Source organism: Salinibacter altiplanensis, from assembly GCF_002894645.1.
Taxonomy (GTDB): domain Bacteria; phylum Bacteroidota; class Rhodothermia; order Rhodothermales; family Salinibacteraceae; genus Salinibacter; species Salinibacter altiplanensis.
In genome coordinates this window covers 52,294-69,351 of record NZ_NCQY01000025.1, presented here as the reverse complement: position 1 = coordinate 69,351, position 17,058 = coordinate 52,294, and the positions used below count along the sequence as shown (strand labels likewise).

Genomic DNA, 17,058 nt, shown 5'->3' with positions numbered 1-17,058 from the left:
GGAGGGCGGGCCGCGAGGCTAGCGTGAGGGGCCCCCCGGGCGGACGAGGTGGGGGATGGGCTGTCGACGGAGACAGGCGGCGATCGACAGTAACCAGGTGAGACATGGTGTGCTCCACAAATAAAGAGTCCTTCGGACGCAAAGACGCGTCACGAAGGCGGGGAGCACGTGGGGAACAGCAGAACCCTCTTCGTGCCGTCCCCGGAATAGTCCAGATGAGGGACGGGCGGTTCCTGTGTAGCCGTTCCACGATGCAGACCGCAGGCCTCATGACGCGTGAGGCTTCCCACGTGCCGGATCACCGGCAGGGGGAACGGGTCGTTCTCTGAGCAGGCATTCGGACTATCACCGTTGCGCGACAGCGCCGGAATTCCACCGGACTTTCCCCGAGGCACCGCTCCGGCCGGAGCGGCTACCACACCACGACGGTGTGGCCTCAGAGAGAACGAGTCATATGTAGGCAGAGAATAAGCGGTGCTTGGAGCAGTGTCAACTCTCCCGATGACAGTTACAGGGCGATTGCATCTTCAAGGTCTCGACGGAACACGTGATGGAAACCCTCGCCCTCAGATGCCACAGACCCGGTTTCGGAAGGAGGCCACCGATGCCTCACGCCAGGACGTGCTTGCCAATCCTGACTATTGCTGGGGGGAAATTGAGGACCGGAGGAAGTCTTTCCTCAACCGAGGCCAAGTCTTCACAGAAGAAGACGTAGAACCTGCTTCAATCTACGTCTCGGGGGCCCAACCGGCAGGGGTGGCCCGCAAATCATCCCCGGTCTCAGGCGGTCGTTCGCAGCCCTCGACCCTGCGCCGATCATCGGCTTCTCGATGCTCGGTCTTCCCGTCCGGTCCAGTTCCCAAACAGGTTCTCAGCGTCGGGGGAAGAGGGCCCCGTCGTCGACGGCCGGGCGCGATCTACTCGAAACGAGTTAGGGTGGCCCGGACGCGACGCGCCTGTGGGTCGGACGTACGCCACTGCACGAGGATGGGGCTTTGGTAGCGGCCTTGTTCAATCGTGCCCTCGCCGTTGGCCTCGTCCTCGGTCACGAGCAGGCTGACCGACCGCTTCATTCGTAGGAACCGCTCGGCCGGCACTGCGAGACACTTGTCGATGATGCGCTCGATCAAGGACTCGCTCAGGCCCAGGGTGTCGACGACCTTGTTGACGAGGCGGACGAGATCGTACTTCGCGTAGTTCTTGGCCTTCTTGGGAATGGCGCCGGGGTCGCGGAGCATGTTTCGGCCCTTCCGTGCCATGAACCGCAGTGGGTCCCGAAGCACCTCGACCAGGTCGTGCTTCATAAGGAGGGTCTCGTACTCGTTCACCGTGAGGCCCACGTGCTTCTCCTCCGGAACGAGTTCGAGATGCACACGGCCCGTGCTGATCCCGTGCGCGGCCAGTCGCTCGTGGAGGCGCTTGAAAATTCCGAGCCGGGGGTCGCGCAGGCTTACCGAGTCGATGGAATGGTCGGAGACCGGAACGCGAAGGTCCATCTGTTCGACGACCCGCTCGTCGTTGTACCCAATGACTGTCGTGCGGCGCTCGCGGCGGTCCTGGTTGTCCTTGTTGATCCCATCGAGGTCGATGAAGAAGACCGGCCGGGCGGGACTGCTGGGGTACGTGACACAGTTTTCAAGGCCCGACCCAATGAATGTCAGGTGGGAATCGGCGTTGCGGGGCTCGGTGCGGCGTTGCTTGGGACTCAACTCCTTCCGAAGGTGGAGTTGATCATGCTGATAGTTGGCCCCGTACGGAAAGAGCTCCCGAAAAGGATCTAGAAACTTGTGCACCTGATCCTGACACCGGTCGAGCCGGTTGCAGATGGTTTCTTCCAGATACCCGGCCGTCGTGTGGTACGAACAGTAGAGGGCCTGCTCGTGGTCGTGCAAAAACCCCTCGTCCTTCCGCTCTACGTGCTCGTTTACGTCGATGACGTCTACGCGCTGCTCCGGCTGGAACTGAATCGTAAGTTGGGTTGGGTCCGGAGCCATGGAGCGTGAGACGTTGACAGTTGGGCCAGCCGTAGGACGGAGAGGCGGAAAGGCAGTGGGAACGCCGGGGCGTTGGGAGAGAAGAACGGCGGCGCCCAGCGAAAAGCCGTCGGATGTACAGCCTACAAACAGGGCGGTTCCTGATCAAGGCCTGAGGTGCCCCCTCCCCAGTCGTCTCGCGCAGGAGCGACTCGGGGCCACGATTTTACGATGCTGTGACATCGTAGTGGGGGCATGCGCGAACGCGTCGTTGCTCGCGGGGGCGGTTGCTCGTGGGGGACGGGCGGAGGCAGACCGTCGCGGCTACGCGTCGCTCGGAAGCACGTGTGCGTCGCGGTGCCCGTCTTGGAAGTGGAGGCGCACCCGCTCGCCCTCGTCGAGCGACTCGGCCGAGTGGACAGGCATGCCGTCGCGGGTGAGATGGGCGTAGCCTCGTCGCAACGGCTGCTCGGGGTCGAGCGCGTGCAGGCGGTCGTGGAGGTGATCGAGGCGGGTACGGGCCTGCTTCACGACGCGGGTTCCCCCTCGCTCCAGGCGGTCCGCGAGGACGTCGAGGCGCTGTCGGTGCTGCCTCAAGCGCCGCGCCGGGGCATGGAAGGCCCGCGACGCCACCAGGGCGTCGACGTGCTGGCGGGCATTTTGGAGCCGACGCGTCACCTGGGTATGGAGGCGGTCGTGGAGGCCCCGAATGCGCCCGGCCACGTCCCGTCGGTCCGGCACCACGAGTTCGGCCGCCGCCGAAGGGGTGGCGGCCCGCTCGTCGGCCACGAGGTCGGCGATCGTCACGTCCGACTCGTGCCCGACGGCGCTCACGACCGGCAGTGCGGACGCGTCGAGTGCACGCGCCACCTTCTCCTCGTTGAACGCCCACAGGTCTTCGGTGGAGCCGCCGCCCCGTCCCACGATCAGCAAATCGGGCCGCTGTGCATCATCGGAGGGCAGTTCGTTGAAGGCCGCCACCGCATCGGCGATGGCCTGGGGCGCGTCGAGGCCCTGTACCGTGACGGGGCACAACACCACTTCCGCCGGCGGAAATCGCCGCGCCAGGCCCGACTGGAGGTCGTGGACCGCCGCCCCCTGGCCCGAGGTGACGATGCCAATGGTGTCGGGAAACAAGGGGAGCATCTGCTTGCGCTCGGGGGCGAAGAGCCCCTCTGCCTGCAGCTTCTGCTTGAGCTGCTCGAACGCCTTCTGCTGGGCGCCCTTGCCTGTCTGCCGCATCGCCTGTGCCTGGATCTGCAGGTCGCCCCGCCGCTCGTAGACGGAGGCGTGGCCGTTCACGCGGACTTGCATCCCCTCCTCGGGCTCGAAGTAGACATGCTGCGTAAGGTGCTTCCACATCACACACCGGATCTGCGCATCTTCGTCCTTGAGACTGAAATAGCAGTGCCCGGACGCGGCCCGCGTGAAATCGGACAATTCCCCCTCCACCCACACGTCGTCGTAGTGGTCTTCAACCAGGCCGTTGAGACCGCGGGTGAGTTCGGTGACAGTGAGAATGTCAGAAGAGAGAGCGTTTGACACAGAAGTGAGCAGAGATAGGGCGGGGGAGAAAAAAGATTTCAGAATCGGGGACAATCTTCGAGCGTCCGAGCCCCGGCACCGACCGGAACAGACGAGCACACGCCGGATCCCTTTCTCATGTGCTTCACGTTATGTTCATGATTGTAGGTTCAAAAGTCCTTGACCGAGTGTGCAAGGGATATTTACATAAGGGCAATCGTTTACGAGAAATTCGTCCTTCCTCGTCAGCATAAACCGGATCCATGGATGCCCGACACAGACGCTTCCCTGTTTCCCTTCTCCTCGCCGCGCTTTTCGTAGTGGCTCACGGACTGGTCCTGGTGTTGCCCGTGCAGGCCCAAACAACGGTGAGCGGGGTGGTGACAGACGCCGAGGATGGGAAAGTGATTCCTGGGGTCAATGTGCGGGTAAAAAACACGACTGTGGGAACGACGACGGACCTGAACGGCGAGTACGAGATCCAAGTGCCGACCGGCCGAGACGTCCTTTTGTTCTCGTTTGTCGGGTACCAGGAGCGAGAGGTTCAAGTGCCGGACGGCGAGGCACAGGTCGATGTCGCACTGCCACGCGATGTGGTAGACATGGACGAGGTTGTGGTTACGGGGCTGGGGTCGGAGGTGAAGCGAGAGAACCTCGCCAATGCGGTCACGTCGGTTGATGCCGCGGACTTGGAGGGAACCACGGACGTCGAGTCGATCGATGGGGCACTGAGCGGAAAAGTGCCCGGGGCCCAAATCAATTCCTACTCCGGAGCGCCCGGCGGGGGCGTGAGCGTTCGGCTCCGCGGGGTGTCGACGATCAACGGGAATGCCCAGCCGCTGTACATCGTCGATGGCATTATCGTAAGCAACGCGTCCATTCCCACGAACGTGAACGCCGTTACCCAGGCCGCCTCGGGAGGAAGCCGGTCCAATCAGGACAACCCAGTAAACCGAATCGCCGATCTCAATCCCAAAGACGTCCAGTCGATCGAGATTTTGAAGGGGCCCTCGGCGGCTGCCATCTACGGGGCGCGCGCCTCGAACGGCGTGGTGCTCATTGAAACGAAGCGTGGAGAAGCCGGGGAGACTCGGGTCGATTTCTCGCAGACGCTCGGGGTCACGACGATCCGGAAGAAGCTGGGGATGCGGGACTTCACGGCCGAAACGGCCGAGGTGGCATTCGGGGAACGGGGGCGGCAGGAGTTCTTGGAGGCGCAAAACGAGCGGGGCTTCATCGATTACGAGGAAGAGCTCTTTGGACAAGAAGGCGTCTTGTCGACCACGTCGATCTCGGCGAGTGGAGGGTCGCAGGACACCCGGTTTTATTTGTCGGGAGCGTGGCAGGATGACGAAGGCATCATCGAACGGACTGGGTTTGAACGGCGCTCGGTACGGCTGAATGTGGACCACACGTTTAGCGCGCGTTCTTCGATTACCGGCACCGTCAACTACGTCAACAGCGAGACCCGGCGAGGCCTCACGGGGAATGATAATTCGGGCACGACCTTCGGCCGCTCACTCACGTCGACGCCGAACTTTATCGACATTCGCGAGCGGGAGGATGGCACCTATCCGGATCACCCGTTCAATGCCTCGAATCCGCTTCAGACGCGGGACCTGTTTACGAACGAGGAGAAGCTCAACCGCGTCATGGCCGGCGCAAATTTCAACTACGACTTTTTCAACACCGACACCCAGCGCCTGCGGTTCGTGGGGGAAGGAGGGGTTGACTTTTTTCAGTTCGAAACCGTTGGGCTCTTTCCCCGGCGCCTCCAGTTCGAGCCGAATGACGATCAGCCGGGAACCTCGATTCTGGGGGAGACGAACTCGCTCTTTACGAATTTTCGCACCCTGCTCGTGCACGAGTATGCGATTGAGGACCCCGCCCTCGACCTGACGACGCAGGTCGGCTTCACGGCGTCGGATTCAGACGTCAACTCTACCAATTTTGTCGCCCGGGATCTCATTCCGGGAGAGCAGAACCTCGACCAGGCCGCTTCGCTTTCGTCCACCCAGGAGCGGACCTTCCAAAATGACCGGAGCTTTTTCGTTCAGGAGGAGGCAAACTACGACGATAAGGTCATTTTCACCGCGGGGGTTCGAGGGGACCGCAGTTCGCTAAACGGCGACACCGACGAGTTTTTTCTGTTCCCGAAGTCGTCGCTCGCGGTGCGGGTGGCGAACTTCGATTTCTGGACGTACGATGCGGTGGATCAGCTCAAGCTGCGCGTTGCCTTCGGAGAAACGGGCAACACGACCAACTTTGGGACGAAGTTTACCTCTTTTGAGGCCCCAAACGTGGGTGGACAGGCGGGAACGCTCGTCGATCGGGAGCGGGGCGACGACTCGATTGAGCCGGAGCGTCAGTCCGAGATCGAAACGGGGGTTGATCTGGGCCTCTTCAACCGGCGAGCGAACCTCAGCTTTACGGTGTACCGGAAGGCCATTACCGACCAACTGCTCCGCCGCGAGGTGCCCTCCTCCACCGGGTTCCAGCTCGAAACCATCAACGCCGGAAAGCTCGTCAATCGCGGCCTTGAGACATCCCTGACCGTTCTCCCTGTGTCGAACAACACCGTGGAGTGGGAGTCAACCATCAACTTCTGGACCAACGACGCGGAGGTGCGGGACCTTCCCGTTCCGTCCTTTCGAGCCGTGGGGGGCGGATTTGGGGCGACGCTCGGGGAGGTCCGGATCCAGGAGGGCCGAAGCCCCACACAGATTGTGGGCGTCGACGACCGGGATGGAGACGGGTCTTCGGACGGGGTCTTTCAACTCGGCGACACGTCCCCCGAGTTTCAGATGTCGTTCTCCAACGAGGTTACGCTCTTCGATGGGCTGAGTGCATCGTTCCTTGCCCACTGGAAAAAGGGCGGCGACAATTTGAACCTTTCCGAGTTGCTCTTTGACCTGAGTCGAACATCGCCCGACTTCGACGAGGACGAGGACGGAGACGGCACGCCGGACGGCGTTGAGCGCCTGAATGCCCAGGGCGTTTCGGCCCAGCAATTCGTGCAGGACGCCTCGTACTTTCGTCTCCGGGAGGTGGGGGTGTTCTATGAGTTTCCGGACCCGCTCTTGCGGGACGTTTTCGATGGGGCGGTTCGGCGCGTTCGCGTCGGCTTGTCGGCCAACAACGTCTTCACAATCACGCCCTACAAGAGCTACGATCCGGAGGTGAACAACTTCGGATCAACGCCGGTGGCGAATGGAGTGGAAGTAACCCCTTTTCCCTCCTCCAAGAAGTTCTTCTTCCACCTGAATGTGGGGCTGTAACGTGCGTCCCTGTCCTGTCGTCCTGACCCGCATCCGTTCCTGCTTTTCGCCATGCCCAATTGCGTCTCGCCCATGCTCGCTCGCTTTTCCCGCAGATCGGCCCCCTTGCGCCTCATGATACAGCGCTCCCTGTTCACTGCCATCCTCGGCGGGCTTCTCGTCACTCTCGGAGGTGGGTGTGACTCCATTGGTATTGACGACCGGGGAGACCCCAACCAGCCGAGCCTGGACGGAACGATTCAGAATCCGACCCGCGACAAGATTGCAAATGTGGCAACGGGCATTGAGGCAGGGATGCGGACGGACATTAATCAGTACCTGACGGATGTTGGCGTGATCGGACGCGAGTACATTCGCTTCAGTGGGTCGGAGCCTCGATTCACGTCGGAGCTGCTCGGAGGCGACAACTCGGTGCTGGACAACAATACGTTCTACATTACCCGTCCCTGGGCGGAGCGCTATCGGGTTGTTCGGAATGCGAACATTCTGATTGACGCCCTTGGCAATGCGGACTCGGGAATTCTAAGCGATGCGGAGAAAAACGCAACGCGTGGGTTTGCAAAGACGCTCATGGCGCATCAGCTACTGATGAATGCCAACCTCACCTTCCGAAATGGCATCCGTGTGGACGTGGCGGGAGACGAGCCCGGTCCGCTTGTAGAGTACAACGCGGCCCTACAGGCGATCGCGGACACCCTGGACGATGCAAATCAGGCACTCCAGGGGGCGAGCGACGACTTTCCGTTCTCGCCCACGTCGGGCTTCGACGGGTTCCAAACTCCGGAGACCTTCCGAACCTTCAACCGTGCCCTTGCGGCGCGCGTCGCGGCGTACCGGCAAGACTACGAGCAGGTGCTGAGCCTGCTCGGCGACTCCTTTATCGATCCCGGGGCGCCGTTGAACCAAGGAACCTTCCACATCTTTTCGACCGCGGCGGGCGACATGACCAACCCGTTTTTCCTCGATCCGCAGGCCTCCGGCGACCTCATTGCGGCCCACCCGAGCTACGTAGCTGACATCCGGGAGGATGACACCCGGATGGACAAGGTCGTGAAGCGGGACGATACGTTTGAGGGAGCGGGCCTTCAGTCCGATTGGGGGTTTGCCGTGTATGACGGGCCGACGGCCCCCATTCCCATTATTCGCAACGCCGAGCTCATTCTGCTTCGTGCAGAGGCCCATCTCCTGAAGTCGTCGCCGGATCTAGGCGCCGTGGTCGACGCCCTGAATGTCATTCGCAACGCGGCCGGTCTGGGCGACTACTCGGGGCGGATGACGGAGGAGGCACTGCTCGACGAATTGCTCTATCAGCGACGGTACGAGCTGTATGGGGAAGGCCATCGCTGGATCGACGTGCGTCGCCTGCTCGGTGAGGATTGCGGAGATGCGAACGACGATGCCTGTCTGAACGACGACCTTCCCCTCGACCGCGAAGGCGACGACGTGTGGTTGCAGTTCCCCATTCCCGCGGACGAAAATGTATAGGCAGTTTGCAAAGACGAAAGACTCGAACCTACAACGGCCCCGTCGACACCGGCGGGGCCTTTTGTGCTTGCGTTTTCCGTTCGGCTGGACGGGCGGGACACACGCTCATCTCCGTTCCGTATTGACCGTGTGCCTCGCTCAATCCCCTCACACCTGAATCCATCACATGTCCACTTCCGATCCGATTCGCATCCAGTTCGTGTGCCTCGGCAACATCTGCCGGAGTCCCCTCGCCAAAGCGGTCTTCCGTGACAAGGTGGAGGGGGCCGGCCTGGACGAGCACTTCGAGATTGCGTCCTCCGGCACCGGCAGCTGGCACGCTGGGGACACGGCGGACGACCGGATGCGCAGGACCGCCCAGCGCAACGACCTGTCGCTGGAGGAGCACCGTGCCTCACAGTTTCAGCCCGAGCACCTGGAGCGGTTCGACCACATCTTCGTGATGGACAAGAGCAACCTCAATGACGTGCTCCATCTCGATGAGGACGACCAGTACGGGGGCAAGGTGCGGCTCTTCCGCGAGTTTGACCCGGAGCCGGACGACTACCAGGTGCCGGATCCCTACCACGGGGGGCGCAAGGGCTTCGAACGGGTCTTCGAGATCGTCGAGCGGACTGCGGACATGCTCCTTCACCGCCTTGCCGACGAGTACGACCTGGTCGACGTTGGGGACGAGCAGGCGGGGGCAGACAAGCAGGAGCATGGACGCTGACCCGGACTCGGGCTGATCGGATGGCAATGACCGTCGCGCTCTTTTTGTGTACGCCCCCAGTCCCCCACTCAGTATGCTGCCGGATGCGCTCCGTGACACGCTGGAGGAGCGGCTCGATGCAACGATCGAGTCGGTGGCGTCTGTCCGTGGCGGGTGCATCGCGAACGCGTGCCGCCTCGAAACCGACGCCGCGCCGTTCTTTCTGAAGTACGGCCCCAATGAGGTGGCGCGCACCTTTCCCGGCGAGGCGGCCGGGTTGAAGGCCCTCGGCGCGGCCGACAGCCCCCTCGTGGTGCCGTCGGTCCACGACACCGTGCCCGCCACGAAGGCCCGTCCGGGGGCTCTCGTCATGGAATGGATCAACCCGGGGCGGGAAGGACGACGCTTCTGGGACCGGTTCGGGGAAGGACTTGCGGCCCTGCACCGCCACACCGCCGACGCGTACGGGTTTGATCGCGATAATTTTATCGGTCGTCTGCCGCAGTCGAACGAGTGGACCGACGACTGGCCGGCATTCTTTCGGGAGCAACGGCTGGCGCCGCAGGCGGACATGGCGCGGGAGCGCAACCGGTGGCACGACGGCTGGGAGGCGGCCCTTGCCGCCCTCTACCGGCGCCTTCCGGACATCCTCCCCAAGTCGCCCGAGCCGTCCGTGCTGCACGGCGACCTCTGGGCGGGCAACTACATGGTGACCGCCGTCGGGGCCCCGGCCCTCGTCGATCCCGCCACGTACTACGGCCACCGCGAGGCCGACCTGGCCATGTCTGAGCTCTTCGGCGGGTACGACGATCGCTTCTACGACGCCTACCGGTCGGCGTGGGGACTGGCGCCGGACTACGAGACGCGCCGCGACGTTTACAACCTCTACCACCTCATCAACCACCTCAATCTCTTCGGGGGCGGCTATGCCGCGCAGGTGGAGGACGTCCTTCGTCCCTTCGCGTAGCTGAAGCAATTGCAGAAGGGCTACAGGCGGACGGTCATGTCGTGATCGATCGTCACGAGGCAGGAGAGGCGCCCCATGCCCATGCCACTGAGCGTGCTGTCGAGAGCCTGCGTGGGGGGAGGAGCGCCCTTTACGATCTCGACCACGCACAGGCCGCAGTGGCCCCGCCCCCCACAGTTGGCGATGTTCGTAACGGCATTGTGGGGCGAATGTCCGTGACGGCGCAGGGCCTGTCGCAGCGTGATGCCCGACTTGGCCTCGAACTCGTGCTGGCCGGTCTCGGTCTGTACGGTAATTGTGTGCACGTCGGTCGTGGGGGCGGTTTTGCTCATGGCGGGGGGCGGGTGGACCGCTGCAATGAGGGACGTGCGCGTCAGGTCACCGTCTTGTTGGGGGGATCGGCCAGCTGGTCCTGGACACGGCGGTACAGAAGGGTGGCGGCGGTGCCCCAAAGGACCACGCCGAGGGGCGCGGCGCCCCACCACGAAAGGCCAGTGAGAATGTGCACGGCGTCGGCGAAGCCCGCGGCCACAAACACGAGGGCCACGGCGAAAACAATGGAGTCGCGGACGATGACCTGGTTGGCATCCATGGACATAGGCGTGTGGGGGATTGAGCAAGCAGTCAATTCGGAAGGACGCAACGGAGGAGGGGCTACGGCACGTACCAGATGCCCCGTGCCGAGTCCAGCCACTCGCCCACGACGATGTGGGGCAGCGCCAGGAGACAGACGAAGATGGTGTAGAACGCCACCGCCCCGCCGAGCAGTCCGGCGCCGCCCAGGGGATTCGGGACGAGCACGTAGAAGCCGGCCATAAGCCCGAACGTGACGAGTGCCCCCACGACCATCGCCGCCCAGGTGAGGGGGAGCGACAGCCGGTCCGGCGCCGGGTCGTCGGACGCGACGGCCGTGGTGCGGGCGGTCTGGCGCAGGGTGTACCAGAGCGGGAAGTAGAGCCCCACTGCCAGCATCATGGGGACGAACGTGAAGTAGACGACCAGGAGTGTCGTCTCGGCAAAATCCGTGAGCCATGCCGTTGACAGGCCCCCAGTGTACAGCCCCCCGCCGAGATGGGCCGCGAGGGCGAGGCCGTAGACCGTTCCCACTGCCATCTGAACATCCGAGAGGCGCGTCGCCAGCGGGAGCGGGCCCGCTGCGCCGAAGATGTGCACCATATGGGTGGAGAACGTGACGTAGACACCGGGCCAGGCCAGCAGCGGCACCAGCATGATGGCGCCGCCCCGCACGAAGGCCGCCAGGCCGCGCTGCCAGGACGACTGCAGGTGCTCGGTCCCGCACAGGGCATCCATCGCCTTCACCCCGCCGTGTCCGCCCTTGACGACCGCCGTGGAGAAGGCGAGGCCGAGCGCCACGACGGGCGCCACGAAGAAGAAGCCCACGAAGCCCACGAGGAAGACCACGTACAACACGACGTACCGCAGGCTGAAGGAGACGCGGCGGTGGCGTAGGTTCTCGAAGTGCTCATAGCCACCGTGGGGCAGGTTGAGAGCCACCATCCCGATGAGGTACCCCACCATCTGCGCCTTCATCGAGAGTGACACGTCGAGCAACGCGGCCAGGATGCCCCCGACCGCCAGGGCCCCGAGGGTGATGCGCGAGCCCCACACGGCGAGCGTCGTGGGGGACCGCGCCGGGGCCTGGCGTGGGGGAGCAGAGACCGACGAAGCAGCAGGAGAAGCCATGGGTGAGCAGGCTGCGTGAGAAAGCGGGTGAGAGGGCTACGCGGCGGTGTCGGCAGCGACGGCCTGAGCGGTCTGTTTGCCACTAATCAGACACATCGGCAGTCCGACGCCCGGCTGCGTGTCCGCACCGGTGTAGTAGAGTCCCGATGCCGTGTCCGCCCGGTGGGCGGGACGCAGCGGGCCGGTTTGCCACAGCGTGTGGGCCAGGCCCAGGGCGTTGCCCTGCGGCTGGTTGAAGTAGTTGGCGAAGTCCGAGACGCAGGCCTCGTGTTCCACCTCAATGCGCCCTCGAAGGTCAACTGCGTGCTCGGCCAGATCGTCCAGTACGCGCTCGCGCAGCCAGGCACGGCGGGCCGGGCCGTCGTTCAGGCCCGGGGCAATGGGCACCAGGATGACGACCGAGTGGTGGCCGTCGGGGGCGTACGAGGGATCGGTCTTGGAAGGGACGTGGACGTAATAGGCCGGATCGGCAGGCCATCCGGGGGTGCCAAAGATCGTCGCGAAGTGCGCGTCCCAGTCCACGGGAAGCACGAGCGAGTGGTGGCGCAGCGGGCCGACGTCCCCCTCCACGCCGAGGTAGAGCATGTAGGCGGACGGGCCGTAGGTGCGCTCCTCCCAGTACGCGTCGCCGTGGTCGCGTTGCTCGGGGGGCAGGAGCGACTGCTCCACGTGGGCTGGGCTGGCGTTGGCCACGACGCAGTCGGCCCTCCACGTGTCCCCGTTCGTGCGCACCTGCACGGACGAACCGTTTGGCCGAATCTCCGACACGGGGGCGTTGAGTTCGAGGGTGACGCCGAGGCGGTCGGCCAGGCCCGCAAGAGCGTCGACGAGCACCTGCATGCCGCCCACCGGGTGAAAGACCCCCTGGTTGAAGTCGACGTGACTCATGAGCGTGTAGAGGGCGGGCGTGTTGTAGGGCGAGCCCCCGAGAAAGACCAGCTTGTACTCCAGTAGCTGGCGCAGCTTCGGGTGCTCCACGTAGCTCCGCACATGGCGGTCCATCGGTTGGAGCAACGGCAAGGCCCACGCCGCGCGCAGTACATCTCCGTCGATCCAATCTCGCGGCCGGGCCCGGCGGGGATAGACGAATCGGTCCATCGCAAGCTCATAGACGGCCTCTGCGTGGTCGAGGTACCGATGGAAGGCATCGGCCGCCCCGTCCTCGTACGCCTCGAGCTTTGGCGCGAGGGCCTCCGGGTCGGCGGGGACATCGAGCCGGTCGCCGTCCTTCCAGAAGACGCGGTAGCTCGGGTCGAGGCGCTTCAGCTCATACGCCGCGTCGACGGACGACCCGAACGACTCAAAAAAGTGCTCGAACACCTCCGGCATCAGGTACCACGACGGCCCCGAGTCGAAGCGAAACCCATCGGAGTCGAACGAGCCGGCCACCCCGCCGAGGCTATCGTGCTGCTCGAGCAGGGTAACGTCGGCCCCGGCGTCGGCGAGGTGACAAGCTGCCGAGAGTCCGCCGATGCCGCCGCCTACGATGGATACGGAGTCCGGAACTGTCATGGAGGATGAGGCACTGGGTGTGTCAGCGTAGCACTATCCATATTCCTCTGTGAAGAAGGAGGATCCTCTATTTCAGATAAAAACATGTTCTTTTCTCTTAAGTAACGTTCTGCGCTGGGGACCGCCGGGCTCCTCCATTACCCTTGGTACTGTAGTGCCGGGGGCCGCTCCGGCCGGTATTGCGTCTGAGTCTCGCACGTGATTCTCTTCATCAGTCTTTTTTGGCCCATGCCTGCTCTCTCCCCCGACACGCCTCTCGTCGACCTCATAGACGAACGGCCCACTCGTGCTCGCATTCTCGACCGACTCGGCATTGACTGTCGCCGGGAGGGGGAGTGCTCCCTCGCGGAGGCCTGCGAAGCGAATGGACTCGACCCCGAGACGGTCGCCCGGATGCTCGACGTGGCGGTCGAGACCGTGCCTCCCGAGGACAGTCCTGAGTGGCTGTCTGTATCCCTGCCGGTCCTGATCGACCACATCCAGTCCACTCATCACGACTATCTGCGGCGCGCCCTGCCCCGTCTCACAAAACGCCTGGAGAGGGCGAGTCGGAATTCGGACGCGGAGACCTCGCGGTGGGTCGGGCAGGTCCGTGAGGCCTTCCAGACGTTGAAGTCGACCCTGCTGGAGGGCCTCCGGCGGGAGGAGGAATACGTGTTTCCCGCCATCCGGACCGTGGCCGCAGGGCGCGTGCTGCCCGACGGGTCGACGCCGAGCCAGGACACACTTTGCCGCATCACAGATCAGCACGATGACACGAAGACGAAGCTGGAGCGTCTCCGGGCGCTGACGAATGGGTACCAGGCGCCGGACGAGGCGGGCCAAGTTCTTCGAGACGTGATGGGTCGACTCCATGAATTGGAGATGGACCTGCGTCGTCACCTCCATGAGGAGCTCTACATCCTCTTCCCTCGTGCCGAATCGCTCCTCTAGCTGCCCGCGGCGTATCCGCCCCGCCCTCGCAGACCGCCAAGCCCTGACATGGATGTTGACCTCGATCTCCTTCGCCAGTACAACCAGTCGCTTCCCCGCTACACGAGCTACCCGACCGCCCCCCACTTCGAGGAGGCAGTGGGGCGCGAGGCCTTCCAGGCAGAGGTCGTTCGCGAGAATGCCTCGTCGCCCGAAGCGCCGCTTTCGCTGTACCTGCACCTGCCCTTCTGCCGGCAGCTCTGCTACTACTGCGGCTGTCACATGAAGGTGACGCACGACCCGGCGCGGATCGCGAAGTACCTTCGCTACCTGAAGCGCGAGATTGACCTGCTGGTCCCCCTGCTGTCGTCGGACCGGCCGGTGACCCAGGTGCACTGGGGCGGCGGCACGCCCACCCTGCTTTCTCCGGAGCAGATTCGGAAGCTGGGGGGGCACCTTCGCGATCGCTTCCGGGTGGCGCCCGACGCCGAGATCAGCATCGAGGCCGATCCCCGTGGGCTCACAGAAAGCCACATCGCCGCGGCCCGCGAGATCGGAGTGAATCGCCTGAGCCTCGGGGTGCAGTCGTTCGACCGCACAGTGCAGGAGGCCATCAATCGGGTGCAGCCGGAGCGGCTTACGCGAACCGCCGTGCGGTGGGCGCGGGGCCACGGCATCGACAGCATCAACCTCGACCTCGTCTACGGCCTGCCCCACCAGACTCTCGAAACGATGGGGGCGACGCTTGATGGGGTCGTCGATCTCGACCCGGCCCGGATTGCGCTCTACAGCTACGCCCACGTCCCGTCCGTCCTGGCGCACCAGCGCCTCATCTCGGAGGAGGCGCTGCCAGCGCCAGAAATGCGGCTTCGGCTCTTTAAACGGGCCTTGGAGACCCTTACCGCGGAGGCCAGCTACCAGTTCATTGGACTGGACCACTTCGCGAAGCCGGACGACGAGCTGGCCTGTGCGCAGCAGAACGGCACGCTCCGTCGGAATTTTCAGGGCTATTCGACCCGCGCGGGGGCCGACGTCTACGCCTTCGGCCTTTCCGGCATTCATCAGCTCTCGGGGCTCTACGCCCAGAATACGAAGACCCTGCGCACGTACTACGACCAGATCGACCAGGACAGACTACCCGTCTACCGGGGATATCGACCGACCCAGGAGGATCGGCTGCGGCGCCACGTCATCATGGAGCTCATGTGCAACGCCGAGGTGCAGAAGGCGGCGGTTGAGGCGCGGTTTAACGTCGACTTTGACGCGCACTTCAGCGACGCCCTCGACCGCCTGCGGCCAATGGCGCAGGACGGGCTCGTTGTGGTGGATCCGGAGGCCATCGCTGTGCGCCCGCCGGGGCGTCTGCTGGTCCGGAACGTGGCCGCGGCCTTCGATGGGCATCTGCACAACGCCTCCCCCGACGCGCAGCCGGCCTATTCCGAGAGCGTTTGACGCCCCAGTCCCGTTTCGTCTCGATCTTTCACCTTGACCTGATTCCCAATGGCCCTTCCTTCCTCACCTGCCCCGTCCACTGCGCCCAACATTATTCAGGGCGGCATGGGCATCGGGGTGTCGAGTTGGTCCCTGGCCCGTCGTGTGGCTCAGCGCGGCGAAATTGGCATTGTGTCCGGGACCGGCATCGACAGCGTGGTCGTGCGTGAGCTCCAGGAGGGCGACCCCCACGACCGGTGCACCGTGCTTGCCGACTACCCCGACAAAGGGATCGCCGGCCACCTGGTCGATCGGTTCTACCGGCCGGACGGGATGCCGGCGGACGAGCCCTACGACCTGTTGAACATGCATCCGTTCGAGCCGTCGGTCCGGTCGCAGCGCATCCTCGCGGCGGCCACTTACACGGAGGTGCGGCTCGCGAAAAAGGGCCACGAGGGAACGATCGGGATGAATCTGCTGGCGAAGCTGAAGCGCTACACGCTGCCCTGCATCTACGGCGCACTGCTGGCCGACATCGACATTGTCTCCATCGGGGCCGGCATTCCGCTGGAGGAGGCCCGCCAGATTCCGAAGCTGGCGGCGGGTGAGCCGGCCGCCCTGCGGCTGGACGTGGACACCAGTCAGGCCCCGGACCCTGACGACTCCTACGCGTACCGGTTCGACCCGGCCGATGTGCTCGATGCGCCGCCCGCCCTCGACCGGCCATTGTTTTTGCCCATCGTCTCGTCGGACGCGCTGGCCCGCATTATGGACGCCAAGCTGCCGGACGAGCACGTGGACGGCTGGGTGGTGGAGGGCCCCGTTGCAGGGGGGCACAATGCCCCGCCCCGCAACAAAAACTACGCGGCCGATGGCACGCCGCTGTACGATGAGCGCGACGAGGCGGACCTGGAGGCCATTCGGGCCCTTGGCAAGCCGTTCTACCTGGCGGGGGGGCACGGCTCGCCCGAGGGCCTTCGGGCCGCCCACGAGGCCGGGGCCGCCGGCATCCAGGTGGGGTCGCTCTTCTCCCTGGCGAAGGAGTCGGGCTACCCGCCCAGCACCACACGTCGCCTCATTCGGGGGCTGCACAACGGAGAGATTGAGGTCAGCACCGAGGGGCGCGTCTCATCCACGGGCTTCCCGTTCAAGGTGCTCACCGTCGACGGCACGCTGGCCGACGCGGAGGTGTACGACCGGCGCGCTCGTGTCTGCGACCTCGGCTACCTGCGCGAGCCGTACCTCGACGAGGAGGGGCGCCTGATGGGCCGATGTCCGGCGGAGCCCGTCAAGACCTACGTCAGTCGCGGGGGCGACCGGGACGAGACAGAGGGGCGGGCCTGCCTCTGCAACGCGCTGATGGCCAACATTGGGTGTGGGCAGCAGCGAGGAGACCGCACCGAGCCGTTCCTCTTTACCGGGGGGGACGCGCTCGAAGACCTGCCGCTCGGCTCGGCGGAGGATCCGCAGTACGACGCGGACGACGTGCTTGACTATTTGTATCGGGGCGTCCGGGATCCCCACGTGTCCAGCTCGTCCCGTCAGCCACAATCGGCAGATTGAGGCGGCGGACCCGAGGGG

General features: G+C 64.4%; 13 protein-coding genes and 1 riboswitch. Of the genes, 7 read left to right on the top strand and 6 right to left on the bottom strand.

What is annotated here, in order from left to right; all coding sequences use genetic code 11:
• Positions 1-324: 324 nt before the first annotated feature.
• A riboswitch (adenosylcobalamin-variant (AdoCbl-variant) riboswitch) is annotated at positions 325-403 on the bottom strand.
• A 514-nt stretch (positions 404-917) separates the two neighbouring features.
• Entirely contained in the window at positions 918-1,994 is a 1,077-nt protein-coding gene (locus B7R93_RS11840) for a YjbQ family protein (RefSeq protein ID WP_232798375.1), read from the bottom strand.
• A 303-nt stretch (positions 1,995-2,297) separates the two neighbouring features.
• A complete protein-coding gene (gene xseA, locus B7R93_RS11835; RefSeq protein WP_157942283.1) occupies positions 2,298-3,518 on the bottom strand; it encodes an exodeoxyribonuclease VII large subunit in 1,221 nt (406 codons plus the stop codon).
• 299 nt (positions 3,519-3,817) lie between these two features.
• Between xseA and B7R93_RS11830 the strand changes: the two genes are divergently transcribed.
• From B7R93_RS11830 to B7R93_RS11815, 4 genes are all read left to right on the top strand, one after another.
• Positions 3,818-6,775, top strand: a complete 2,958-nt coding sequence (locus tag B7R93_RS11830) for a SusC/RagA family TonB-linked outer membrane protein (protein WP_157942282.1) — start codon at positions 3,818-3,820, stop codon at positions 6,773-6,775.
• A 114-nt stretch (positions 6,776-6,889) separates the two neighbouring features.
• Positions 6,890-8,260 (top strand): RagB/SusD family nutrient uptake outer membrane protein, encoded by a 1,371-nt coding sequence (locus tag B7R93_RS11825; protein WP_103020961.1) that lies wholly within the window; start codon positions 6,890-6,892, stop codon positions 8,258-8,260.
• Between the two features lie 166 nt (positions 8,261-8,426).
• Positions 8,427-8,972, top strand: a complete 546-nt coding sequence (locus B7R93_RS11820; RefSeq protein ID WP_103020960.1) for a low molecular weight protein-tyrosine-phosphatase — start codon at positions 8,427-8,429, stop codon at positions 8,970-8,972.
• Between the two features lie 46 nt (positions 8,973-9,018).
• On the top strand, positions 9,019-9,918 hold the full coding sequence (locus B7R93_RS11815) for a fructosamine kinase family protein (RefSeq protein ID WP_232798374.1): 900 nt from the start codon (positions 9,019-9,021) through the stop codon (positions 9,916-9,918).
• A gap of 20 nt (positions 9,919-9,938) precedes the next feature.
• On the opposite strand, the gene B7R93_RS11810 is transcribed toward B7R93_RS11815, so the two are convergent.
• From B7R93_RS11810 to B7R93_RS11795, 4 genes are read right to left on the bottom strand one after another with little or no spacing between them, the layout of a single operon-like run.
• A complete protein-coding gene (locus B7R93_RS11810; protein ID WP_103020958.1) occupies positions 9,939-10,250 on the bottom strand; it encodes a 2Fe-2S iron-sulfur cluster-binding protein in 312 nt (103 codons plus the stop codon).
• Between the two features lie 41 nt (positions 10,251-10,291).
• A complete protein-coding gene (locus tag B7R93_RS11805) occupies positions 10,292-10,516 on the bottom strand; it encodes a hypothetical protein (RefSeq protein WP_103020957.1) in 225 nt (74 codons plus the stop codon).
• 56 nt (positions 10,517-10,572) lie between these two features.
• The gene (locus B7R93_RS11800; RefSeq protein WP_103020956.1) at positions 10,573-11,622 is read right to left on the bottom strand and encodes a Brp/Blh family beta-carotene 15,15'-dioxygenase; all 1,050 of its coding nucleotides are present in this window, start codon (positions 11,620-11,622) and stop codon (positions 10,573-10,575) included.
• Positions 11,623-11,658: 36 nt separating this feature from the next.
• Complete coding sequence (locus tag B7R93_RS11795; protein ID WP_103020955.1) at positions 11,659-13,134, bottom strand: phytoene desaturase family protein; 1,476 nt, start codon at positions 13,132-13,134, stop codon at positions 11,659-11,661.
• 228 nt (positions 13,135-13,362) lie between these two features.
• On the opposite strand from B7R93_RS11795, the gene B7R93_RS11790 reads away from it, so the two are divergent.
• The 3 genes from B7R93_RS11790 to B7R93_RS11780 are packed head-to-tail and all read left to right on the top strand — an operon-like array spanning position 13,363 to position 17,040.
• Complete coding sequence (locus tag B7R93_RS11790) at positions 13,363-14,067, top strand: hemerythrin domain-containing protein (protein WP_103020954.1); 705 nt, start codon at positions 13,363-13,365, stop codon at positions 14,065-14,067.
• Positions 14,068-14,115: 48 nt separating this feature from the next.
• A complete protein-coding gene (gene hemN, locus B7R93_RS11785; RefSeq protein WP_103020953.1) occupies positions 14,116-15,498 on the top strand; it encodes an oxygen-independent coproporphyrinogen III oxidase in 1,383 nt (460 codons plus the stop codon).
• A gap of 48 nt (positions 15,499-15,546) precedes the next feature.
• On the top strand, positions 15,547-17,040 hold the full coding sequence (locus tag B7R93_RS11780; RefSeq protein ID WP_103020952.1) for a nitronate monooxygenase: 1,494 nt from the start codon (positions 15,547-15,549) through the stop codon (positions 17,038-17,040).
• The last annotated feature ends 18 nt before the right edge of the window (positions 17,041-17,058 follow it).